Below are 21,360 nucleotides of genomic sequence, written 5' to 3'. Positions count from 1 at the left end.
CGCCCTGCCCCTCTAGCGGCCGCGGCCGGCGGCTTGCGGCAGGAACGGCGCCGGCTGATGCACGGGGGCGATCGCCACCGCGCGGTTGCGGCCCTCGTTCTTGGCGCGGTAGAGCGCATTGTCGGCGCGCTTCATGACGTCGGCGATCGGCTCACCCTTCTGCTCCAGGGTCGACAGCCCGATCGACGTCGTGACCTCGATGCGCTTCTCGCCCTTGTGCACCGAGAACGGCTCGTTGGCGACCGAGCGCCGCAAGCGCTCGGCGACCATGCCGGCGACGTGCAGGTCGGTTTCGGGCATCACGATGACGAACTCCTCGCCGCCATAGCGGCAGGCGAGATCGATGCCGCGGATCGACTTGCGCACGCGCATGGCGAACTCGCGCAGCACGTCGTCGCCGGCATCATGGCCGTAATTGTCGTTGATCGACTTGAAGTAGTCGATGTCGAGCATCATCAGCGCCAGCGGCTTGCCACGGCTCGCGGCCTGGTCGGCGAGCGTCGAAAGATGCGTCTCCATGTAGCGGCGATTGTGCAGGCCCGTCAGCGCGTCGGTGATCGCCATCTCGATCGAGTTCTGGACGTTGTCGCGCAGATGGTCGGTGTAGCGGCGCTTGCGGATCTGGGTGCGGGCGCGCGCCAGCAGCTCGTTCTTGTCGACGGGACGCAGCAGATAATCGTTGACGCCGATCTCCAGGCCGCGCAGCAGCCGCGAATTGTTCTCGGCTTCCGCAATCGCGAGGATCGGCACCTGCCGGGTGCGTTCCAGCGAGCGCAGCTGGCTGCACAGCCGCAGGCCGTCGTAATCGTTCAGGTCGAGCGAAACGATGACGAGGTCGTAATTGCCTTCGGCGGCGTTGAACACGGCCTCGGCGGGATTGGTCTCGACGTCGATGGCATGCTCGGTCGCCAGCATCGGCCCGAGCCGCTCGTAGGACGACGGCCGGTCGTCGACCAGCAGCACCCGCCCGCCCTTGCCGGCGTCGGCAACCGCGTTGCGCTCGGGCGCCTGCACGCCAATCTCGAGGGAGGTCAGCGCGCGCATGCGCAGCTCGTCCGTCATCATCTTCAGCCGCGTCAGCGAGCGCACGCGCGCGATCAGCACGACGTCGGAGACGGGCTTGGTCAGGAAGTCGTCGGCACCGGCCTCCAGGCCGCGCACGCGGTCGGACGGGCTGTCGAGCGCCGTCACCATGACAACCGGAATGAAATGCGTGGCCGGATTCGACTTCAGCCGGCGGCAGACCTCGAAGCCGTCCATGTCCGGCATCATGACGTCGAGCAGGATGATGTCGCATTCGGCGCGCTGGCAGATCTGCAGCGCCTCGGCGCCGTTCGCGGCGGTCAGCACGTCGAAATATTCGGCCGACAGCCGCGCCTCCAACAGCTTGACGTTGGCCGGGACGTCGTCGACGACGAGGATACGCGCGGACACTGCAGAAACTCCTTAGCCGATAAAGCGGCGTACCGTTTCAATGAATTTTCCGACCGAGATCGGCTTGGAAAGATAGGCTTCGCAGCCACCCTCGCGGATGCGCTCCTCGTCGCCCTTCATGGCAAAGGCCGTCACTGCCACCACCGGGATGGCACGCAAATCCGGATCGTCCTTGATCCATTTCGTCACTTCCAGGCCCGAGACCTGCGGCAGCTGGATGTCCATCAGGATCAGATCGGGGCGGGTCCGGCGCACGATGTCGAGCGCCTCCACGCCGCTGGACGTACCGGACGTCTGGTACCCGTGAGCTTCCAACAGATCGCGGAAGAGCTTCATGTTGAGCTCATTGTCTTCCACGATCAGGACGGTCTTGCCCATCCGCCCCTCCGAATCACTGACACCGGCATGTCCTCTGGCGGACGCCTGTCCACCGCTACTCATCTAATTCAAACTAGCCCCAGATTCGTTCTAAGCCGTTAAGTCGGTATTCGATCTTTCCCCGAGATGGTTTCCACTTGCTTGAACCCATTCCGAAGACTCGGGCATGATGGGCGCAAAGTAGAGCCGACAAGTTAACGGAAAGGCAAATCCGCCGTTGAAAAAGCCCGTTCGAAATCCGCGCGAAGTCGCTGAAATCGTTGCAGTTCAGGCCCTCGGCTTCCTGGCCGGCGAACCGGAGCGGCTGGGCCGCTTCCTGGCCGAGACCGGGATTGGGCCGGAGACGCTGCGATCCTCGGCCGCCGACCCCAATTTCCTGGTCAGCGTGCTCGATTTCGTGCTGCGCGACGACGAGACGGTAAAGGCTTTTGCCGCCCACTCCAAGTTACATCCGACCAATATCATGGCAGCACGGCAGGTATTGGGCGACCGGCAGTGGGAGCGCGACGTGCCGTGACCGAGTCAGCGCCAGCGAGCGGGTCGCGCACGGTCGCCGGGCCGGCCTGCTTCTGCCGCGACTGCCTGACGGACCTCGATGATGGCGCGCGCCGCTGTACGGTCTGCGGCTCGCCGCGCCTCGTCCGCCATCGCGCCCTGCCCGCGCTGACGCTGGCCCATATCGACTGCGACGCGTTCTATGCGACCGTCGAGAAGCGCGACAATCCCGAGGTCGCCGACCGGCCCGTCATCATCGGCGGCGGCAAGCGCGGCGTGGTGTCGGCCGCCTGCTACATCGCCCGCACCTATGGCGTGCGCTCGGCGATGCCGATGTTCAAGGCACTGGAGCTGTGTCCCGCGGCGGTCGTGATTCCCCCGGACATGGCGAAATATGTCCGCGTCGGCCGCGAGGTCCGGCAGGCCATGCAGGCGCTGACGCCGCTGGTCGAGCCGCTGTCGATCGACGAGGCGTTCCTGGACCTGTCCGGGACCGAGCGCGTCCACGGCATGATCCCGGCAAAGGTGCTGGCGCGCTTCGCCCGCGAGATCGAGCAGCGCATCGGGATCACCGTCTCGGTCGGGCTGTCCTGCAACAAGTTCCTCGCCAAGATCGCCTCCGATCTCGACAAGCCCCGCGGCTTCGCCGCGCTCGGCCAGGACGAGGCGCCGGCGATGCTGGCCGACAAGCCCGTCGGCTTCATCTTCGGCGTCGGCCCCGCCACGCAGCAGCGGCTGGCGAACCAGGGCTTCCGCACCATCGCCGACCTGCAGCGTGCCGACGAGATCGAGCTGATGAAGCAGTTCGGCGGTGACGGCCGCAGACTGTGGCGGCTGGCGCGCGGCATCGACGACCGCAAGGTCGTCGCTGATCGCGGCGCCAAGACGATCTCCAGCGAGACCACCTTCGACACCGACATCCGCGACTACGCGACCCTGGAAAAGACCCTGTGGCGGCTGTCGGAGAAGGTGTCGGCACGGCTGAAGGCGAGCCAGCTCGCCGGGTCGACCATAACGCTGAAGCTTAAAACCGCGGACTTCCGCCAACGAACGCGCTCGCAATCGATCGCGGCGCCGACGCAGCTCGCCGGCAAGATCTTCGCAATCTGCAAGGAGATGCTGGCGCGCGAGACCGACGGCACGGCGTTCCGGCTGATGGGCGCAGGCGTCAGCGCGCTGCGCCCGGGCTCGGAGGCCTCCGACACCGACATGCTCGACCGCCGCTCGGCCTCGGCCGAGCGCGCGATCGATGCGCTACGCAAGAAGTTCGGTCAGGCCGCGGTCATCCGCGGCATCGCCTATGACGGCCCGGAGCAGACGGAATGATGCCCCGGTCAATTGCTGCAAGGCTTGCCGTCCTTCACGTCCTTGACGTCGAACTTGCCGAGCGCGCCGGCGATGACGAAATCATTGTAGTCGAGCACGAGCGCGCGCGAGACGCCGTTCTCGTAGAGCTCGAACGACATCGCGTAGACTGGCGTCTGCTCGCCCTCGGCCCGCTTGGCGTCGCGGTCATAATAGCTGACCGTCACCGGCCAGCGCGTCATCTTCTTCATCTCGTCATTGTCGGTCGAGGCGTCGGGCTTGGCGGCCGCCTTGTCGGCCGGCACGGGCGCACCGATCACGGTCAGCGTGTTGTAGACCTTCTCGCCATTGTCCGAGCCGTCATAGACCGTCAGCTCGAGCAGCGACTTGCCCTCGCGCGCGGCAGCGATGATGCGATGAATCTGCTCGGTCGGAAATACGGTCGAGCCGTCGAGCGTGAAGGTCTTCGCCTCGGGCTGCTTGAGCTTGACGGTGATGTGATCGCCGGTGCGCTCGGCGATACCGTCGACCGGGCTGGAGGCCTGCTCGTTCATGCGCGAGTCGATCTTGAAGCGGTAGCTCTTGCCGGCGCCGTCCTCCCACGCGGTGGAGCGCAGGTCGCTCAGGGTCACCTTGCCCTCACCGAGATCGAGCTCCGAGACCTGGCGGAATTCCGAAGTGTAGCCGTTGCAGGCGTTGCCGGAGAAATTGTAGAGGATGCGGCCGCGCGCGCTGTTGACGGGGCTCGAGCCGCGCGACTTGACCAGGCTCAGGTCATAGAGCGCCTGATGCGGCAGGAACGGCACCGCCGCCCCGGCCTGCGCCGGACCGAACGTGATCGCCGCGACGGCGAGCGCTCCCATCGACAGTCGGAACGAATGAGCCATGAGTTTTCCTCGGAGGACGTATCGCTGAACCGTCACATTAGAGATCGCTGCATTGCGTCGCAACTGCGGCTGTCTCACGGAAACGTGCGTTTAAAGCGCCGGAATCGCGTCGGTGCTGGCGGCTTGCATGTCACTGGCAACTGCGCCAAACAGGGCCGCGGTCCGGCACGGGACCGGCTTTCAGGCGACAGAACGGGGATTCGAGATGGCGGGTACGGTTGAACAGAACCTGGCGGCACAGGGCATCACACTGCCGGCACCAAAGGCGCCGGTGGCCAATTACGTCCCGTTCGTGCGCACCGGCAACCTGCTGTTCGTGTCGGGCCAGGTCTGCCTCGGCGCCGACGGCAAGATGATCGCCTCCGGCAAGCTCGGCGGCGGCGTGTCGATCGACGACGGCTATGCGGCCGCGAAGGGCTGCGGGATCAACCTGCTCGCCCAGGTCAAGGCGGCGGTCGGCGATCTCGACAAGGTCGTGCGCGTGGTCCGGCTCGGCGGCTTCGTCAATTCGGCGCCCGATTTCCTCGACGGGCCCAAGGTGCTCAACGGCGCCTCCGACCTGATGGTCGCAGCGTTCGGCGACAAGGGCCGCCACGCCCGCACCACAGTCGGCGTCTCAGCCCTGCCGTCGGACGCGGCGGTGGAAGTCGAAGGCGTGTTCGAGGTTGAGTGAGAGAGAGCGCATGATCCGGAATAGTGCGCGGCGGTTTTCCGACGAGATCATGCGCCAGCAAAACGGACGGGGCGAATGCGCGCACCTGACTGGCTGACGGCCCGCCCCGTCGCCCATCGCGGCCTGCACGATGCTGATCGCGGCATCATCGAGAACATGCCGGCCGCCGCACGCGGCGCCGTGGCCGGCAACTTCGCCATCGAATGCGACATCCAGCTGTCGGCCGATGGCGAGGCCATGGTGCATCACGACTATGATCTCGGCCGCCTCACCGAAGGCACCGGCCCGCTGATCGAGAAGACCGCGGCAGAGCTGAAAGCGATCCAGTTCAAGCAGACCGACGAGCAGATGATGACGCTCGGCGACCTCTGCAACCTGATCGCCGGGCGCGTGCCGCTGGTCATCGAGGTCAAGAGCACGTTCCAGGGCGATCGCCGGCTGGTCCGGCGCATGGCCGAGGTGCTGGCGTCCTACTCCGGCCCGGTGGTCGGGATGTCGTTCGATCCGGACCAGGTCCGCGCCTTGCGCGAGACCATGCCGACGCTGACGCGCGGCATCGTCGCGCAGCGCAGCTACGAGGACGGCTACTGGGCCAAGCTGACCCAGGCGCAGCGCGACAGCATGCTGCATCTCAAGCATGGCTTCAGCAGCCAGCCGCATTTCGTCGCCTATTGGATCGAGCAGCTGCCTGCGCCCGCCCCCTGGATCGCGCGCAACGTGTTCGGCTGCCCGCTGCTGACTTGGACCGTCCGCACTCCCGAGCAGCGCGCCGCCGCAGCCCGCTATGCGGATCAGATGATCTTCGAGGGGTTTACACCGGGGACGTGACGCCGGCCTTGAACTCGCTGCTGCGATGCACGATCTTCAGGGCGTGGCATCTGGAGCGTCCCGGCCGGGGCGTGCCGTGCCGGCCCGTTTGACAAGGATTCGATGGCATCGCCTGAGATCACGCTCGAAGCCGTTCCCGGGATCAGCGAGGTCCCGGCCGCAGCATGGGACGCCTGTGCCAATCCCGAGGGCCGCGTCAATCCCGGCTCATCTTCCGCCTGCGGCCGCGCCTACAATCCGTTCATCTCACACGCGTTTTTCTCGGCGCTCGAAGCCTCCGGCTCGGCCACCCTGCGCACCGGCTGGGCGCCGCGCCATCTGGTGGCGAAGATGGGTGACGAGGTCCTCGGCGTCGTGCCGTGCTACCTCAAGTCCCACTCGCAGGGCGAATATGTCTTCGACCGCGGCTGGGCCGATGCCTATGAGCGGGCCGGCGGGCGCTACTATCCGAAGCTGCAGGTCTCGGTGCCGTTCACACCGGCCACAGGGCCGCGGCTGCTGATCCGCGCCGACCAGGACCGGGACATGATTGGCAATGCCCTCGCCCAGGGACTGAAGGCGCTGTGCGGGATCAGCGAGGCGTCCTCGGTCCACGTCACCTTCGCCCGGCAGGCCGAATGGGAGCTGCTCGCCGCGCAGGGCTTCCTGCAACGCACCGACCAGCAGTTCCACTGGCACAATCAGGGTTTTTCCACCTTCGACGATTTCCTGGCGACGATGAATTCGCGCCACCGCAAGGCGATCAAGCGCGAGCGGCGCGACGCATTGGCCGCCGGCATTACCATCCATTGGCTGACCGGCAAGGACATCACCGAGGACGCCTGGGACGCATTCTTCGAATTCTACATGGAGACCGGCTCACGCAAGTGGGGCCGGCCGTATCTCAACCGCAAGTTCTTCTCGCTGATCGGCGAGAGCATGGCCGACGACGTGCTGCTGGTCATGGCCAAGCGCGAGGGCCGCTGGATCGCCGGCGCGATCAACTTCATCGGCTCGGACACGCTGTTCGGGCGCAACTGGGGCGCCATCGAGCACCACCCGTTCCTGCATTTCGAGGTCTGCTACTACCAGGCGATCGACTTTGCGATCCAGCACAAGCTCCAAGTCGTCGAAGCTGGCGCCCAGGGCGAACACAAGATCGCGCGCGGCTACCTGCCGCAGACCACCTACTCCGCGCACTACATCGCCGACCGCGGCCTGCGCCGGGCCATCGACGACTATCTCAAGCGCGAGCGCGCCTATGTCGAGGAGGCCGGCCGCGAGCTCGCCGAATCCGCCCCGTTCCGGAAAGGCATGGACGAGCCGTCTTGACCGGCGACACGTGCCGGTGAGAGTAAGGCGCACCAAGAGGAACCGCTTAAGGGACTGCCCATGACCGCCTACGATCCCAACAATCCGTTCGCGAAGATCCTGCGCGGCGAATTCCCCTGCACCAAGGTCTATGAGAACGACCACGTGCTGGCGTTCCTCGACATCATGCCGCGCGTGCCCGGCCACACCCTGGTGATCCCGAAGGCCGCTGCACGCAACATCCTCGACATCACCGAGGAGGACTATCTCCACGTCGGCCGTGCCGTGCGCACCATCGCCCGCGCCGCCAAGACCGCGTTCGCCGCCGACGGCATCACGGTGCAGCAGTTCAACGAGCATGCCGGCGGCCAGATGGTGTTCCACCTGCACGTCCACATCATGCCTCGCCACAACGGCGATTCCCTGCTGCCGCCGGCGAGCCGCAAGGAAGATCCGAAGGTGCTGGAGGAGAACGCCGCCAAGCTGATTGCGGCGCTGAAGGGCTGATCAGGCCTCGTCGAGCCCGATGTCGAGCGCGGCCGACGAATGCGTGATCCAGCCGACCGAGATCAGGTCGACGCCGGCCGCGGCGATCGCGGGCGCGGTCTCCACGGTGATCCGGCCCGAGGCCTCGGAGATGGCCTTGCCGCTGATCATGCCGACCGCGGTTTCGAGCTCCGCCGGCGTCATGTTGTCGAGCAGCACCGCATCGACGCCCAGCGTCAGCGCCTGCTCGAGCTGAGCCAGAGTGTCGACCTCGACCTCGATCTTGACGAGATGGCCGGCATGGGCCTTTGCGCGCGTGATGGCAGCCTTGATGCCGCCGGCGATGGCGATGTGGTTGTCCTTGATCAGGACGGCGTCATCGAGCCCGAACCGGTGATTGCCGCCGCCACCCGCGCGCACCGCATATTTCTCCAGCGCGCGCAGGCCCGGCGTGGTCTTGCGGGTGCAGACGATCTGCGCCTTCGTCCCCTTCACCGCTGATACCAGGGACGCCGTCGCGCTGGCGACCCCGCTCAAGCGGCAGAGGAAGTTGAGCGCCACGCGCTCGCCGGTCAGGAGCGCCCGTGCCGGGCCGCTGATGGTCGCGATCGCGTCTCCCGGCGCCACGGGGCTGCCGTCGGGCCGCACGATCTCCATGCGCACGTCCGGCGAGACGACCTGGAAGGCGCAGCGCGCGACATCGAGGCCTGCGATCACGCCGTGCTGGCGCGCCCGCAGCTTCAGCGAGGCGCGCTGCTCGGCGGGGACGATGGCATCGGTGGTGATGTCGCCGGCGCGGCCGAGATCCTCGAGCAGCGCCATGCGCACCAGCGGCTCGTAGAGCAAGGGCGAGAGAGGATTGAGACTCATGGCACTGCGCTCCTGGACGGCGTCTGCTCGGCGTCGACAATGTCGCGGGCAACCGCGATCGCCTCGGGCAGAGTGAGGCTGGATGGCTGCGCGACGGGCAGCGTGCCCGGACGATCGCTGCGGAAATGCGCGCCGCGGCTCTCCTCCCGCGCATGGGCCGCGACCGCAAGCATCAGGCCGACCAGCGCCGGGTCAGCCATGGGCCCGGCCTGCTCTGCCAGCGGAAGCAGGCTGCTGACGGCAGCCGCGATCGCGCCGCGCTCGCGCATCACGCCCAGCGCATGCGACAGCAGCGGCCGTACGGCCGACGGATCGGACCCCGGCGGAATGGCAGCCACCGCGCACGGCTTGCCCGCACGCTGCGGCGCGCCGGCCACGCTTTCGGCCACCCATTGCGCGCAGACGATCGCTTCCATCAGCGAGTTGCTGGCGAGCCTGTTGGCGCCGTGCAGGCCGGTGCGGCTGGCCTCGCCACAGGCCCATAAGCCCTCGACCGTGCTGCGTCCCAACGTGTCAACAGCGATGCCGCCCATATGATAGTGCACGGCCGGCCGCACCGGGATCGGATCGCGCGCGGGATCGATGCCCGCCATGCGGCAGAAGGCGCTGATCACGGGATAGCGCGCGGCGAAATCCTTGCCCGGCTTGTCGCGCGCATCGAGGAACACGCGGTGGCCTTGCGCACGGCTGCGCCATACCGCCCGCGCCACCACGTCGCGCGGCGCCAGCTCAGCGCCGGGCTCGTCGGCCATGAAGCGCGTACCGGTGTCGTCGATCAGGACAGCGCCATCGCCGCGGATCGCCTCGGTGAGCAGCGGCAGCGGCCGCGACGGTCCGTCGAACGCGGTGGGGTGAAACTGCACGAATTCGAGATCGGACAGCACGGCCCCGGCCCGCGCCGCCAGCGCGAGGCCCTGGCCGAAACAGCCGGCCGGATTGGTGCTGTCGAGGAACAGGCCGCCGATGCCGCCGGTTGCGATCACGACGCGTGTCGTGGCGAGGATCAGAGCCTCATCGCCGCGCGCCGCAGCCACGCCCTGGATTGCGTTGTCATTGACGATCAGCCGGCGCGCCTCGACGCCTTCAAGCAAGGTCACCGAAGCACAACGCCGCACAGCCGCGATCAGCGCGCGCATGATCTCGCGTCCCGTGCCGTCGCCCGTCGCATGCACGATCCGGTTGCGGCTGTGTGCGGCCTCCAGGCCCAGACGCCAACGTCCATCCGCACCTCGGTCGAACGCAACGCCAAGCTGCGCGAGGCGCTCGACGGCGGCCGGCGCAGCATCGATGATGCGGCGCGCGGCGGGCTCGTCGCACAATCCGGCTCCGGCCGCGAGCGTGTCCTTCAGATGCAGCGACGGATCATCGTCATCGCCAACCGCGGCGGCGAGGCCACCCTGCGCCCACATGCTCGACGCCTCCGCGCCGAGCGGCGACTTCGACAACAGCACGACCGGCTCGGGCGCAAGCGCAAGCGCCGTCATCAGACCTGCGGCACCGCCGCCGATGATCACGGGACGGCCGATCAACTTCGAAACATCGATGCTCATGATGCCAGCATCCTTTCCACCGCGCGCCGCGCGCGCTCGGCCATCGCGGGATCGATCGTGACCTCGTGCGTGTTGGTCTCGAGCGCATGGCGGATGTTCTTCAGGGTGATCCGCTTCATGTGCGGGCACAGATTGCAGGGGCGGATGAACTCGATGTCGGGATGGAGCACGGCGACATTGTCGCTCATCGAACATTCTGTCAGCAGCACCACCCGGGCCGGCCTTCTTGCTCCGACGAAGTCCGACATCGCCGCGGTGGAGCCGGCGAAGTCCGCCTCCGCCACGACCTCTGGAGGACATTCCGGATGCGCGAGCACGGTGACACCAGGATGGTTGTCGCGCAGCGTGCGGACGTCCTCGGCGCTGAAGCGCTCATGCACCTCGCAATGCCCTTTCCAGGCCGTGATCCTCACCTTCGTCTGTGCGGCGACGTTCCGCGCGAGATATTCATCCGGCAGCATGATGACGTGATCGACACCGAGCGACTCGACCACCGCTTGCGCGTTGCCGGAGGTGCAGCAGACGTCGGACTCGGCCTTCACCGCCACCGACGTGTTGACATAGGCGACCACGGGCACGCCCGGGTGGCGCGCGCGCATCAGCCGCACGTCGTCGGCGGTGATCGACTCCGCCAATGAGCAGCCCGCCTCTACGTCGGGGATCAACACCGTCTTGCCGGGATTGAGCAGCTTGGCGGTCTCGGCCATGAAGTGGACGCCGGCGAGCACGATCACCTCGGCATCGACCTTGGTCGCTTCGCGCGCCAGCAGCAGGCTGTCGCCGACGATGTCGGCGACGCCGTGATAGATTTCGGGCGTCTGATAGTTGTGCGCCAGCACCACGGCATTGCGCCGGCGCTTCAGCGCCAGAATGGCTTCGACATCGTCCTCGAAGACAGCCCATTCCGGCGGCGGGATCACCCGGCTCAGACGCTCAGCAAGCGATGCATTCGGCGCGACGGCGGGCAGGACAAGATCGACCATTTATACTCTCCGTGAGCATAAGATGGCTTATACTTATCCTGAGCATAAGCTGTGTCAAGAGCCGGAGATCAAGATCGCGAGAGCGGCAGCTTGGTTCCGACCACCGCCCGCTCGGCCAGCACCCCCTGCCGGAAGCGAAACAGCTTGGCCGGCCGGCCAATCGTGTCGGCAGCAATTGCGCCTGTCTCTTCAACCAGTTCCTGCTGCTCGATGAGGCGGCGGAAGTTCTGCTTGTGCACGAGCCGGCCGGCGAGAGCCTCGACGCTGCGCTGCAATTGCAGCAGTGTAAATTCTTCCGGCATCAACTCGAACACGACCGGCCGGTATTTGATCTTGGCGCGCAGGCGGGCAATGCCGGTGGCGAGAATCCGACGGTGATCACCGATCATGGCGCGCCCGGGCAGCATCGGCTGGCTGGCCCCCTTCTCGCGCACGCTCTCAGGGATCATCGCCGCCTCATACAGCAGCTCATAGCGCTGCAGCGTCAGCTCCTCGTTCCACTCGCGGCCATCGAGACCGAAGGTGATTGCGGCGCGCTGCCATCTCGTCTTTTGCAGCGCCGGCTCGTCGGCGGCTCGCGCCCAGGCCTTCAGCTTCGGCGCGATGATCTTGGCCAGGATCGTCGGCGGTCCGTCGCGATGATCCTCCCACGGGAAGTAGTCGTACCACGACGACCATTGCGCATCCGCGCCCTCACGCCCCTCTTCCTCGCGGGTCAGGCCGAGATAGCTGATGGAAATGCGGTGCGGCGCGTCGGGATCGCCGCCGCGACCGCGGTCGGCGAAGGTGTAGAGCTGCTCGACATAGCCGAGCGGATGGCCGGTCTGGGCCTCGACCCAGGCGCGCAGCCCCATCTGCAGTGAGCGGTGCGCGAACTGAAACGGTCCGCTCGGCAGCGCCGCAGCATGCTCGATCGTCATGATCTTCGGGTGCCCGTCGGTCACCGCCACCAGCACGGCGACGAGGTCCGCCGTGATCGCATCCTGAGCCGTCACCGTCTTCTGCGGCCGCTTGTTCACATTCCAAATCCCGGTTCGCTGAACTGTCGGTGGTGGCTCGCATTCCGCATTGACGAAACGATCCTACGTAAAATTGGCTTATAGACCTGACTTTATAGTCTTCTTCCGTCCTTCCGGCTCGCCCCGAAACGGCTCGGCCACGAGCTGATGATCATCTTCGAAGATCACATAGCCGGGTCGATCGGTCCTGATCTGGCTGACCTGAATGCCACTTCGTTCGAGAATGGCAGCGAGCTCGCGCATTTGCGCGACATGTTCTGACGCGGTCGATTTGAGCCACGATACGCCGGCCGTCCGTCGGCGATAATATCCCTTCGACGTGCTGCGATTGAACCGACGCGGCACGGCCAGATTAGCTTCGAGCCAGGATAGCAGAACTCGCAGCTCGGCACGATCCTGCTCCGACGTAGTCGGATCGTCGCGAAGACGATACGCGGCGTGGAAGATGCCTTCGGCCACCCCTGTATCAGGATGGGGCTGTCGCAAGATGAAGCGGAGCAGATCGCTCGCCAACTATTCCGCCCCGCCCGCCCCTGGCGTGAACACGCAGCGATCCGGCTTCAGGTCGATCAGCGGCGTCTCGTCGAGGCAGTCGAGACCGCGCACCAGCACGGTGTTGCCTTCCAACGCGACGAAGCGGACGGTCGACACGCCGATCGGATTGGGACGCACCGGCGAGCGCAGCGCGAAGGTGCCCCGGGTTTCGCCGTCATGATGGCGCGGGCTCTGCTTGACGAGATCCCGGCGCGCCCGGTTGAGCCAGTACAGCACCTGGAGGTGGCTGAAGGCGTCGACGCCCTGCAGCGCCGGCACCCAGGGCTCGAAGATCTCGAGCCGGCACACCGGCCCCTCGAAGCTGCCCTGCCGCGGCGTCTCGAGCCGCGAGGTCCAGGGCGTGCGGATGCGGCCGATGAAATACAGCGTGGCGTCGCGCGGCTGGGGCGCGTCGACGGCGACTTCTCCCGGGCGGAGATCGGAATCAGTGGTCATTGCGGAGTCCTTGGATCCTCCCGGCAATCTATCCGAACCTCGGCTCACCGCAATTGCGGTCGCGCAAGATCGCGCAACTCAGCCGAGCCACCATTTGCCGGCCAGCATCGCGGCTTCGCCGCAGACGACACCGGCAAAGATCGAGCGGCGGCTCGCCATGAAGGCCGCAACGCCGGCGACGACGGCACCATAGCGCAGGCCCCAGGGCACGCTGGCGAGCGCGCCCGGCGGCTGCACCAGGATCTGGGCGATGACCCCCGCCAAGATGGCGGTCGCGACCGCCTTGACCCACATCAGCAGGTCCGAGCCCTCGTCGAGCCCGCTGCCGAACCAAAGTCCGAGCAGGCGCCAGATCTGGTTGGGGATCACGCCCGCCACCAGCAGCACCACGAGCGCATGCCAATCGCCGATGAAGTCGCTCATGCCGGCCCCCGCCGCTCGCGCCATTTGTGCGCGCCGAACGCGAGCGTTCCGGCGACGACGCCGCTGACCAGGATGTCGACGCCGCTGTCGAGCTGGGCGGCCAGAGGATACAGCACGAGGCCGAGACCCAGCGCGAGCACGTCGGCAAGCTCCCTGGCGTTGCGCAGGGTCGAGAACAGGAAGGCCAGCGGCGTCAGCAAGAGCACCGCGGCGCCGAAGGTCTGCGACAGATTGGCGGCGAGAAGATACCCGATGATGGTCGCGATCAGCGCAATCCCCATCAGGCCGCTGCCGAGCCCATGCACGAAGGCGATGCGGCGATCGCGCGGCACATGCGGCAGGAAGCGATAGCATTCGACCCACAGGGTCACGGCGGTGAAATGCGCGATCAGCACCAGGTGCCGCCGCTTGGTCTGCGGCGAGCGGATCAGGGGCAGCACCGCCACCACCATCGGAAACAGCCGGATCGCGCTCATCGTGACCGCGATCGCCGATTGCAGAATGGTCTGGCCGGAGCCGAGCGTGGAGACCAGGATGATCTGCGCTGGACCGGCCCATACCAGCACCGTGCTCAGGATCGCCCAGAGCATGCTGAAACGGGTATCGTGGGCGAGCGCGCCGATGCCGATGAAGGTGACGAACAGCACCAGTGACAGGATGGTGGCTGACGTCGCGCGCAACCCCCAGCCGAAGGCGCGCAGTGAACCATGCCATTGCGGCGAATCGAGCGGAGGAAGTGTCACGGGCGGCCCAGCGGAACGAACCGCGATAAGGCTGGCGAAAGCCGCTCGCGTCAACCGCCATCAGGCGCGCGCGGGTCTGCGTCCGGCGCAGCCATCCCCCACACGCCGCGCTGCGGCAGCTCTATCCGGAGCGATTGCGCAGCACGAAGCAGGCACCGCCGGCCTCGCGGATCCGACTGCAGAGCGCGTCGGCCTCGGCCCGTGTCTCGGCGCCGATCCGCACCTGGTAGAAGGCGCGGTTGCCGCGCGAGCGCATCACCGACGACAGCAGGCTCGGGTCTCGGTCGCCAATGACCGGGCCAAGCCCCTTGATCGCCCGCGAATACATCGCGAGCGCCTTGTTGCGGTCGAAGCCTGCAGCCAGTTGGACGCCCCAGGGTTTCGCGGCCGACAGCGCCACATGCTGCTCGAGCTCCGTGACGAACGGATTCGGCGCGCGCTTCAACATCGCCATCAGCTGGCGACACGAGGTCGGCGGCGGGCTCGGCGGAGTCTTGCCGCCGTTACCGGCGGCCGCCCACTCATCGATCGTGGCTCCCGTGATGGCGGAGACGTAGTTGCGGGTCTCCCAGGGCATCTGCCCCTTGCCGGCGAGCCAGTCCTGCACCCGGCGCGGCCCCGCATTGTAGGCCGCCGCCGCGAGCCCGAGATTGCCGAACTGGTCGCGCAGCTCGGCCAGGAACTGCGCCGACTTCGGCAGCGCCTGAACCGGATCGAACGGATCGAGCAACTGGCGCTCGTTCGCCGTGCCCGGCATGAACTGCGCGATTCCCTGCGCGCGCTGGCCGTTGCGCGTGACCGGCCCGACTGCATCGCTCTGAAAGCGGCTCTCCTGCCAGATCACGCGAGCGAAGAATTCGAGCGGCAGATCATTCGCCTTGGCTGCGGATTCGATCATCAGGCAGATCGCCTCGCGCGTACCGCTCTCCTTGGCCTCCTCGGACTTGTTCTCCGAGCCCTCTGCCGCAGCGTCTGCCGGCTTGGCAGCCTCCTGCGGCGAATCCTGCCGGGCGCCGTCCTTCGGATCAGCCGGCACGGCAGCGTCACGGTCGGAGGCCTGCTCCGCCGCCACGCCGGACAAGGGCATGGTCAGCATCAAGGCAAGGCCGAGACAGGCAATGCGAGCAACCGAAACCATGGAAAGCATCGTGAGCGCGGTGCAATGGTTGAATTCTGCCGACAGACAAAGCCGAAGACCATGCGGGGTTCCACCGCGCGGCGCCTTGACACAGCGAACGAGCCGGCTAGCAATCCCCGAGTGCCGCAGGGAGCGCGACGGATGACCGCACCGACCGACGACAGACTCGGCTTCGCGCCCGAAAGCGACGCGCCATTGTCCTACATGGCACGCACGCGCGACTACTATCTCGCAATCGGCTATGACACGCCCTATCGCTGGGCTCACTACACGTCGGCGCCGTTCCATCCCTTGCGCAAGCCGCTCGCGCAGTCGCGCGTCACCGTTGTCACCACGGCCGCGCCTTTCGATCCCGCCAAAGGCGATCAAGGCCCCGGCGCGCCCTATAATGGCGGCGCCAAGTTCTACTCCGTCTATGACGGCGACACGTCGGCGCAGCACGACCTGCGCATTTCCCACATCGCCTATGATCGCGCGCACACCTCGGCGGAGGATTCCGGCACCTGGTTTCCGCTACCACAGCTCCTAAGGCTGGCAGGTGAAGGCCGCATCGGCGCGGTCGGACCGCGCTTCTTCGGCGCGCCGACCAATCGCAGCCACCGCGTCACGATCGAGACCGATGCGCCAGAGATTCTCGCGCGCTGCCGCGCCGACGAGATCGACGCCGTCGTGCTGGTGCCGAACTGTCCGGTGTGCCACCAGACCGTGAGCCTGGTGGCACGGCATCTCGAAGCGAACGGCGTCGCGACCGTCGTCATGGGCTGCGCCAAGGACATCGTCGAGCACGCCGCCGCGCCGCGCTTCCTGTTCTCGGATTTTCCACTGGGCAATTCCGCCGGCAAGCCGCACGACGCGGCCTCACAGGCCTTCACGCTCGAGTTGGCTTTGCGTGTCCTCGAGAGTTCACCAGCCGCACGCACGACCGTGCAATCGCCTTTGCACTGGAGCGACGATCACGGCTGGAAGCGCGACTACAGCAATCCGGCCATGCTCGCGCCGGACGAGCTGGCGCGGCGGCGCGCCGAGTTCGATGCGCAGAAGGCGATCGCGCGGCAGGTTCGTGGAAAGCAGGTGTGAAAGCCACACTCGCGCGAAACTCGCCCGGGAATTTCTTCGGATAATGCTGATTGCGCTTGCCGTCCCGCTCCAGTTGCGCTTGAGTTCCCCCGGGTTTGAAGGGGGCAGTACCAAATGAGAGTTGTAGCGTTGGTGGCGCTGTGCGCCGCGCTGGGAGGCTGCGCGTCCGTAACGCGGGGTACAACCGAGACGATCAGTGTCGCGTCGACGCCGTCCGGGGCCGAAGCCACGATCGCCGGTCTCGAAGCGCCGATGACCTGCACGACGCCCTGCTCGTTCGTCGCCAAACGCAATGCCGACATCTCCGTCACCATCGAAAAACCGGGCTACGAGACCCAGATCATCCCGTTGACCAAGGACATCCCGGCGACCGGCGCGGCCGGCTTCGCCGGCAACATCCTGGCGGGCGGCCTGATCGGCATGGGTGTGGACGCAGCGACTGGCGCGGCGACCGACCACAAGCCGAACCCGGTGATCGTCACCTTGCAGCCGCGCATGGCGGCGCCGGCAGGCCGTGCGCAGCGGCCGCCGCGGCGGTCAGCCCCGCCGCCGGCACAACCGGAGGCCGGGACCTAGCGCCCGCCAAGCCTGTCAGCCAGCCGCCGATGGCGCCTCGCCGGGAGTGACCGTGTCGACCGGCAACGCGAACTGCTCGACCCGGTTGAGCGGCTTCTTGTTGAGCAGCAGCCGGGTGACGTCGGGGCGCGAATAGTGTCCCGCCGGATCGGCGGCATTCTTGGCGATGCCGATCATGCCCAAATCGATCTCGGCGATCAGCAGGCCTTCCTGCTCCGGCGGCAGCTTCTCGGCGAGCGAAGAGCCATCCGGACCAAAGATCGCGGCGTGGCCGCCGCCGACATGCAGCAGCGCGTGCTTGTCGGGCCGGTCACACAGCTCGTCGATCATCGCCTGCGAGACGGTGGCGCACGGCGCCAGCACGAAGCACGAGCCCTCGACCGCATAGACGCGCGAGGCGGCGTTGTTGACCTCGGCGCCGAGCGCCGGCGCGAACGGATCGTACAGCGAGAAGCTCGGCCACGCGGCGACGTGCACCTGCTCGTTCTGCGCGTACATCGCATATTTCGACAGCGGCTGCAGATGCTCCCAGCAGCACAGCGCACCGATCCGGCCGATGTCGGGACGATCATGCACAGCAAGGTCGCTGCCGTCGCCCTCACCGTAGACGGTGCGCTCGGCATGGGTCGGCCGCAGCTTGCGGCGCCGGGCAATGGTCTCGCCGTCCGGGCCGATCAGCCATTGCGCGATGTAGAGGCTGCCGCCGTCGCGCTCGGAGAGTCCCAGTACGGCCGTCAGCCCGGCCTTGCGCACGGCAGCCCGCAGCGCTTCGGCCTGCGGGCTGTCATAGGCCAGCGAGTTGTCGAAATAGCGCTGCACGAAGCCGCGACCGATGCACCAGGCCGGCGAGTCCATCCAGATGTGCCAGGGATAGCCGGGGATGAAGACCTCCGGAAACGCGATCAGCTTGGCGCCCTTGTCGGCCGCCTCCTCGATCAGGGCGATGGTCTTCTTGATCGAGGCGTCCAGGTCGAGCCAGGCCGGTGCCGCCTGCACCACCGCCACCTTGTATTTCGGATGTGCCAGTCCCATCGCTGCTGCTCCCTGATGCCGTGCGCGGCGGTGGCGCCGCGACCGGGCCAACTATTGACGCCAGCCGGCTTTCGCGCTCGTCTGCCAGGGAACGAAAATTCGACTGCGGCCGAGACGAAGACCCCAGCCGGCCCGGAATTTGCTGCATTGCCACAGTTCAAGCCGGCAGAGGTGCAGGGGGAGACGGAGCGATGCCGATCCTGTTCACCACCGACGGAAGCCCGGGCCACCGCCGGCTGGCGCGGTGGCAGGACATCGTCTGCGACGTCTATGTCGGGCTCGATTGCACGTCCGATCTCGGCAGCGCGTTTCGCGGCTCGGTGACCCATACCGCGTTGGGACGGGCTGTCTGCTCCGAGGTTGCCTCGGACCGGCAGCGCGTGCACCGGACCTCGCAGCGGATCTCCCGGGCGGATGCCGACTTCGTTCTCGTCGCATTCGGACGTGAGGGAATCGGCGGCGTCGTCCAGGATGGCCGCGACACCGTGATCCGGCCCGGCGAGTTCGCGATCTACGACACGACCCGCCCCTATGAGCTGCAGTTCGACGCCGCGTTCAAGCAGATCGTGTTCAAGCTCCCGCGCGAGATGCTGCAGCGCCGGATCGGCCCGACGGAGACCGTGACGGCGATCAGCTTTGGCCCCGACAGCCCGCTCCAGCCCCTCGCCCATGAGTTCATCGTCAGGCTCTGCGAGCGCGCCGAGCACATCGGCCCCGAGCATGCCGAACCTCTCGCCAACCAGGCCGCCGACCTGCTCGCCATGACCTTGGCCGAGCGGCTGCGCGCACAACCCCTGCCCGCCTCGAGCCATCGCGCAACGCTGCTCTATCGGATCAAGGCGCACATCCGCACCCGACTATCCGACGCCGGCCTCTCACTGCCGGAGATCGCACGCGAGCTCGGGCTATCGACGCGCTACGTCAATGATCTGTTCTCGGACGAGGAGACGTCGTTCCAACGCTTCGTTCTGGCCGAGCGGCTCAAGCAGTGCCGGCGCGATCTCGGCTCGCCGATGCTGGCGCATCGTCAGATCAGCGAGATCGCGTTTTGCTGGGGCTTCAATGACCTCTCGCATTTCGGCCGCGTGTTCCGCGAGCAGTTCGGCCTGTCGCCACGCGAGTGGCGGCGCAGCGCCGTAAAGCGCTGAGCTGGCCGCAACGCGCCCGCCTCACGCGCCTCGTGGCGCTGTTCGCGCCCTCGGCTTGTGCGCGGTGGCGCCCGGCCGTCAGCGCGGCGGATCGGCGCGCAAGGCGTCGACCAGCCAGTCACGAAAGGCAAGCATGCCGGACGTCGGTTCTTTCGACTTCAACCAGGTCAGCCAATAAGAACCGGCGGCGACCCCAGCCGCAAACGGCCGGACCAGCCGACCCGTCTCGAGCTCGCAGTTGAACATGGCGATCGGAACCAGGCCAACGCCGACGCCGCGCGCGGCCGCTTCGGCCATCGCGACGGAGCTGTCGAAGATCGGCCCCTGGATCATCGGACATGGAGCGCCCGCGACTGCAAACCATAATGGCCATTCCTCGGCGCGATACGACCGCAGGAGATTTTCGCCCGCGAGGTCCGACGGCGCGCGCAGACGACTCGCGACATCGGGATGACAGACGGGCGACAGCGGGGCAGACATCAGATGGATGGCCTCAGTGCCGTGCCAGGATCCGTCGCCGAAGCGAAGCGCGATGTCGAGCCCGTCTCCGGCGATATCGATGCGGTTGTTGTTGGTGAGGAGGCGCAGGTCGATATGGGGGTGCGCATCTCGAAAACCGTCGAGGCGTTGCAACAGCCATCCCGTTGCAAAGGTGCCGACACAGCCGACGGTCACGACCTCGCGGGTTCCCTTCGCTTCGATGCGATCGATCGCGCCGCTGATGCGACTGAACGCATCGTTGAGGACGGGAAACAGAGCCAGGGCTTCGTCAGTCAACGTGAGGCCACGCGGCAGGCGCCGGAACAGGTGAGCGCCCAACATCTGCTCGAGCTGTTTCACCTGGTGACTGATCGCGGTCTGCGTGACCCTGAGCTCCAAGCCTGCCTTGGTGAAGCTCAGATGCCGGGCGGATGCTTCGAAGGCCCGCAAGGCGTTCAAAGGGAGATGGCTGCGGATGGGCATGATGACCAAGTTCTGCTCATGGCTCGACGAATAAATGATCGTTTGTCAGTCGTCACCTCGTTCGGCAGGTTCGCGCAGTCACTGGAGAATGAACATGCTGACGAGACGGCGTCTGGGTTTTGGAATCCTCGGGATGGCGGCTGCGGCGAGCGGGCTGCCATCACCTGCGGCGAAGGCGGCGGCCGACCGAAGGGCGCATCTGGAAGGGGAACTCGCCCGCATCGAGCGCGAGAGCCTCGGACGGCTCGGCATCGCCGTCCTCGACTCCGAAAGCGGGTTCGAGGCGGGCCTGCGCTCGGCCGAGCGCTTTCCGATGTGCAGCACGTTCAAGTGTCTGGCTTCCGCGGCTGTCCTGAAGCGCGTCGACGCCGGCGAACTGCATCTCGACACGCGCGTCCCGTTCGAGGCGAAGGATCTCGTAACATATTCGCCGGTGACCAAGGAGCACGTCGGCCGCGGCATGACACTCGCCGAGCTCTGCGAAGCTGCGCTCACCCAGAGCGACAACACCGCGGGAAATCTCCTGTTGCGGCAGATCGGCGGTCCTGCGGGTCTGACGCGTTTTGCCCGATCGATCGGCGACGAGATCAGCCGCCTGGACCGCTGGGAAATTGAGCTCAACGAGGCGCTGGCCGACGACCCTCGCGACACGACCAGTCCGGCCGCCATGCTACAGAACCTGCGCCGCGTGCTCCTTGGCGAGGTCTTGTCGACGAATATGCGCCAGCGATTGACGGACTGGATGATCGCCAACAAGACCGGCGACACTCGGCTTCGCGCCGGTGTGCCGCGTGACTGGCGCGTCGCCGACAAGACGGGCGCTGGGGACCGCGGCACGACCAACGACATCGGCATTCTCTGGCCCCCGGGCCGCAAACCGGTTCTGGTCACGGCCTATCTGACTGGTTCACAGGCGTCTCCCGAGGATCGCAACGCAACGATCGCGAAAGTCGCGCGGGCGGTTGCAGACGTCGTGATGGGACAGGCTGGGTAGTTCCAGCATCCGGCTTCCGAGCCCCTCCGGAAGCCGGACATCAGACCCAAGATGTTCGCCATGGCGGCGCAACGATTG

General features: G+C 66.8%; 24 protein-coding genes. 10 read left to right on the top strand and 14 right to left on the bottom strand.

The window, feature by feature from the left end:
- Positions 1-12: 12 nt before the first annotated feature.
- Positions 13-1,434 carry a PleD family two-component system response regulator gene (locus tag ACQR13_RS30360; RefSeq protein ID WP_315718396.1) on the bottom strand — a complete coding sequence of 474 codons (1,422 nt, stop codon included), beginning with the start codon at positions 1,432-1,434 and terminating at the stop codon, positions 13-15.
- A 12-nt stretch (positions 1,435-1,446) separates the two neighbouring features.
- Positions 1,447-1,812 (bottom strand): response regulator, encoded by a 366-nt coding sequence (locus ACQR13_RS30355; RefSeq protein ID WP_008964019.1) that lies wholly within the window; start codon positions 1,810-1,812, stop codon positions 1,447-1,449.
- 217 nt (positions 1,813-2,029) lie between these two features.
- Between ACQR13_RS30355 and ACQR13_RS30350 the strand changes: the two genes are divergently transcribed.
- Together ACQR13_RS30350 and ACQR13_RS30345 are read left to right on the top strand one after the other, a co-directional pair.
- Positions 2,030-2,329: a DUF3572 domain-containing protein gene (locus tag ACQR13_RS30350; RefSeq protein ID WP_315718395.1), complete on the top strand. Its 300-nt coding sequence runs from the start codon at positions 2,030-2,032 to the stop codon at positions 2,327-2,329.
- Entirely contained in the window at positions 2,326-3,633 is a 1,308-nt protein-coding gene (locus tag ACQR13_RS30345) for a DNA polymerase IV (protein WP_434863515.1), read from the top strand. Before ACQR13_RS30350 ends, ACQR13_RS30345 begins: the two co-directional genes overlap by 4 nt.
- An 8-nt stretch (positions 3,634-3,641) precedes the next feature.
- On the opposite strand, the gene ACQR13_RS30340 is transcribed toward ACQR13_RS30345, so the two are convergent.
- On the bottom strand, positions 3,642-4,499 hold the full coding sequence (locus ACQR13_RS30340) for a cell envelope integrity EipB family protein (protein ID WP_315718393.1): 858 nt from the start codon (positions 4,497-4,499) through the stop codon (positions 3,642-3,644).
- A 205-nt stretch (positions 4,500-4,704) separates the two neighbouring features.
- Between ACQR13_RS30340 and ACQR13_RS30335 the strand changes: the two genes are divergently transcribed.
- From ACQR13_RS30335 to ACQR13_RS30320, 4 genes are all read left to right on the top strand, one after another.
- The gene (locus tag ACQR13_RS30335) at positions 4,705-5,172 is read left to right on the top strand and encodes a RidA family protein (RefSeq protein WP_434863514.1); all 468 of its coding nucleotides are present in this window, start codon (positions 4,705-4,707) and stop codon (positions 5,170-5,172) included.
- A 75-nt stretch (positions 5,173-5,247) separates the two neighbouring features.
- On the top strand, positions 5,248-6,000 hold the full coding sequence (locus ACQR13_RS30330; protein WP_434863513.1) for a glycerophosphodiester phosphodiesterase: 753 nt from the start codon (positions 5,248-5,250) through the stop codon (positions 5,998-6,000).
- A 102-nt stretch (positions 6,001-6,102) separates the two neighbouring features.
- Positions 6,103-7,311 (top strand): GNAT family N-acetyltransferase, encoded by a 1,209-nt coding sequence (locus ACQR13_RS30325; RefSeq protein ID WP_434863512.1) that lies wholly within the window; start codon positions 6,103-6,105, stop codon positions 7,309-7,311.
- Between the two features lie 60 nt (positions 7,312-7,371).
- A complete protein-coding gene (locus ACQR13_RS30320; protein ID WP_315718389.1) occupies positions 7,372-7,797 on the top strand; it encodes an HIT family protein in 426 nt (141 codons plus the stop codon).
- Here ACQR13_RS30320 and nadC read toward each other — a convergent pair whose 3' ends face one another.
- The 9 genes from nadC to ACQR13_RS30275 form a co-directional block, all read right to left on the bottom strand.
- Complete coding sequence (gene nadC / locus ACQR13_RS30315) at positions 7,798-8,646, bottom strand: carboxylating nicotinate-nucleotide diphosphorylase (protein WP_316194851.1); 849 nt, start codon at positions 8,644-8,646, stop codon at positions 7,798-7,800.
- Entirely contained in the window at positions 8,643-10,196 is a 1,554-nt protein-coding gene (locus tag ACQR13_RS30310; protein ID WP_434863511.1) for an L-aspartate oxidase, read from the bottom strand. The genes nadC and ACQR13_RS30310 overlap by 4 nt, the downstream gene beginning before the upstream one ends.
- Entirely contained in the window at positions 10,193-11,179 is a 987-nt protein-coding gene (nadA, locus tag ACQR13_RS30305; protein WP_434863510.1) for a quinolinate synthase NadA, read from the bottom strand. Before nadA ends, ACQR13_RS30310 begins: the two co-directional genes overlap by 4 nt.
- Before the next feature lie 68 nt (positions 11,180-11,247).
- Positions 11,248-12,207: an NUDIX hydrolase gene (locus ACQR13_RS30300; RefSeq protein WP_434863525.1), complete on the bottom strand. Its 960-nt coding sequence runs from the start codon at positions 12,205-12,207 to the stop codon at positions 11,248-11,250.
- 69 nt (positions 12,208-12,276) lie between these two features.
- The gene (locus tag ACQR13_RS30295) at positions 12,277-12,711 is read right to left on the bottom strand and encodes a hypothetical protein (RefSeq protein WP_434863509.1); all 435 of its coding nucleotides are present in this window, start codon (positions 12,709-12,711) and stop codon (positions 12,277-12,279) included.
- A complete protein-coding gene (gene tsaA, locus ACQR13_RS30290) occupies positions 12,712-13,188 on the bottom strand; it encodes a tRNA (N6-threonylcarbamoyladenosine(37)-N6)-methyltransferase TrmO (RefSeq protein ID WP_434863508.1) in 477 nt (158 codons plus the stop codon).
- A 78-nt stretch (positions 13,189-13,266) separates the two neighbouring features.
- Positions 13,267-13,611, bottom strand: a complete 345-nt coding sequence (locus ACQR13_RS30285; protein ID WP_434845189.1) for an AzlD domain-containing protein — start codon at positions 13,609-13,611, stop codon at positions 13,267-13,269.
- Complete coding sequence (locus ACQR13_RS30280) at positions 13,608-14,354, bottom strand: AzlC family ABC transporter permease (protein ID WP_434845190.1); 747 nt, start codon at positions 14,352-14,354, stop codon at positions 13,608-13,610. Before ACQR13_RS30280 ends, ACQR13_RS30285 begins: the two co-directional genes overlap by 4 nt.
- Before the next feature lie 121 nt (positions 14,355-14,475).
- Positions 14,476-15,441 carry a transglycosylase SLT domain-containing protein gene (locus ACQR13_RS30275; RefSeq protein WP_409977993.1) on the bottom strand — a complete coding sequence of 322 codons (966 nt, stop codon included), beginning with the start codon at positions 15,439-15,441 and terminating at the stop codon, positions 14,476-14,478.
- Positions 15,442-15,633: 192 nt separating this feature from the next.
- Between ACQR13_RS30275 and ACQR13_RS30270 the strand changes: the two genes are divergently transcribed.
- Positions 15,634-16,569 carry a glycine reductase gene (locus tag ACQR13_RS30270; protein ID WP_434863507.1) on the top strand — a complete coding sequence of 312 codons (936 nt, stop codon included), beginning with the start codon at positions 15,634-15,636 and terminating at the stop codon, positions 16,567-16,569.
- A gap of 114 nt (positions 16,570-16,683) precedes the next feature.
- Positions 16,684-17,145 (top strand): PEGA domain-containing protein, encoded by a 462-nt coding sequence (locus ACQR13_RS30265; protein WP_316226296.1) that lies wholly within the window; start codon positions 16,684-16,686, stop codon positions 17,143-17,145.
- Between the two features lie 15 nt (positions 17,146-17,160).
- Here ACQR13_RS30265 and ACQR13_RS30260 read toward each other — a convergent pair whose 3' ends face one another.
- Positions 17,161-18,177, bottom strand: a complete 1,017-nt coding sequence (locus ACQR13_RS30260; protein ID WP_315718379.1) for a carbon-nitrogen hydrolase family protein — start codon at positions 18,175-18,177, stop codon at positions 17,161-17,163.
- A 191-nt stretch (positions 18,178-18,368) separates the two neighbouring features.
- On the opposite strand from ACQR13_RS30260, the gene ACQR13_RS30255 reads away from it, so the two are divergent.
- The gene (locus tag ACQR13_RS30255) at positions 18,369-19,325 is read left to right on the top strand and encodes a helix-turn-helix domain-containing protein (RefSeq protein ID WP_434844123.1); all 957 of its coding nucleotides are present in this window, start codon (positions 18,369-18,371) and stop codon (positions 19,323-19,325) included.
- A gap of 78 nt (positions 19,326-19,403) precedes the next feature.
- On the opposite strand, the gene ACQR13_RS30250 is transcribed toward ACQR13_RS30255, so the two are convergent.
- On the bottom strand, positions 19,404-20,288 hold the full coding sequence (locus ACQR13_RS30250) for a LysR family transcriptional regulator (RefSeq protein ID WP_315718404.1): 885 nt from the start codon (positions 20,286-20,288) through the stop codon (positions 19,404-19,406).
- Positions 20,289-20,382: 94 nt separating this feature from the next.
- Here ACQR13_RS30250 and bla point away from each other — a divergent pair, with 94 nt between their 5' ends.
- A complete protein-coding gene (bla, locus tag ACQR13_RS30245) occupies positions 20,383-21,282 on the top strand; it encodes a class A beta-lactamase (RefSeq protein ID WP_316165107.1) in 900 nt (299 codons plus the stop codon).
- Positions 21,283-21,360 lie beyond the last annotated feature (78 nt).

Origin of the sequence: Bradyrhizobium sp. HKCCYLRH3059 (assembly GCF_051168035.1) — a bacterium.
Classification (GTDB): Bacteria; Pseudomonadota; Alphaproteobacteria; order Rhizobiales; family Xanthobacteraceae; genus Bradyrhizobium.
Note: the sequence above shows the minus strand (reverse complement) of the source record. Positions and strands in the feature narration are given on the sequence as shown.

What these genes read in the sequence shown, in the direction of transcription:
- ACQR13_RS30355 (WP_008964019.1), bottom strand. Translation starts at nt 1,812, where the DNA reads ATGGGCAAGACCGTCCTGATCGTGGAAGACAATGAGCTCAACATGAAG.
- ACQR13_RS30340 (WP_315718393.1), bottom strand. Translation starts at nt 4,499, where the DNA reads ATGGCTCATTCGTTCCGACTGTCGATGGGAGCGCTCGCCGTCGCGGCG.
- ACQR13_RS30335 (WP_434863514.1), top strand. Translation starts at nt 4,705, where the DNA reads ATGGCGGGTACGGTTGAACAGAACCTGGCGGCACAGGGCATCACACTG.
- ACQR13_RS30330 (WP_434863513.1), top strand. Translation starts at nt 5,248, where the DNA reads ATGCGCGCACCTGACTGGCTGACGGCCCGCCCCGTCGCCCATCGCGGC.
- ACQR13_RS30325 (WP_434863512.1), top strand. Translation starts at nt 6,103, where the DNA reads ATGGCATCGCCTGAGATCACGCTCGAAGCCGTTCCCGGGATCAGCGAG.
- ACQR13_RS30320 (WP_315718389.1), top strand. Translation starts at nt 7,372, where the DNA reads ATGACCGCCTACGATCCCAACAATCCGTTCGCGAAGATCCTGCGCGGC.
- nadC (WP_316194851.1), bottom strand. Translation starts at nt 8,646, where the DNA reads ATGAGTCTCAATCCTCTCTCGCCCTTGCTCTACGAGCCGCTGGTGCGC.
- ACQR13_RS30310 (WP_434863511.1), bottom strand. Translation starts at nt 10,196, where the DNA reads ATGAGCATCGATGTTTCGAAGTTGATCGGCCGTCCCGTGATCATCGGC.
- nadA (WP_434863510.1), bottom strand. Translation starts at nt 11,179, where the DNA reads ATGGTCGATCTTGTCCTGCCCGCCGTCGCGCCGAATGCATCGCTTGCT.
- tsaA (WP_434863508.1), bottom strand. Translation starts at nt 13,188, where the DNA reads ATGACCACTGATTCCGATCTCCGCCCGGGAGAAGTCGCCGTCGACGCG.
- ACQR13_RS30285 (WP_434845189.1), bottom strand. Translation starts at nt 13,611, where the DNA reads ATGAGCGACTTCATCGGCGATTGGCATGCGCTCGTGGTGCTGCTGGTG.
- ACQR13_RS30275 (WP_409977993.1), bottom strand. Translation starts at nt 15,441, where the DNA reads ATGCCCTTGTCCGGCGTGGCGGCGGAGCAGGCCTCCGACCGTGACGCT.
- ACQR13_RS30270 (WP_434863507.1), top strand. Translation starts at nt 15,634, where the DNA reads ATGACCGCACCGACCGACGACAGACTCGGCTTCGCGCCCGAAAGCGAC.
- ACQR13_RS30265 (WP_316226296.1), top strand. Translation starts at nt 16,684, where the DNA reads ATGAGAGTTGTAGCGTTGGTGGCGCTGTGCGCCGCGCTGGGAGGCTGC.
- ACQR13_RS30260 (WP_315718379.1), bottom strand. Translation starts at nt 18,177, where the DNA reads ATGGGACTGGCACATCCGAAATACAAGGTGGCGGTGGTGCAGGCGGCA.
- ACQR13_RS30255 (WP_434844123.1), top strand. Translation starts at nt 18,369, where the DNA reads ATGCCGATCCTGTTCACCACCGACGGAAGCCCGGGCCACCGCCGGCTG.
- ACQR13_RS30250 (WP_315718404.1), bottom strand. Translation starts at nt 20,288, where the DNA reads ATGCCCATCCGCAGCCATCTCCCTTTGAACGCCTTGCGGGCCTTCGAA.
- bla (WP_316165107.1), top strand. Translation starts at nt 20,383, where the DNA reads ATGCTGACGAGACGGCGTCTGGGTTTTGGAATCCTCGGGATGGCGGCT.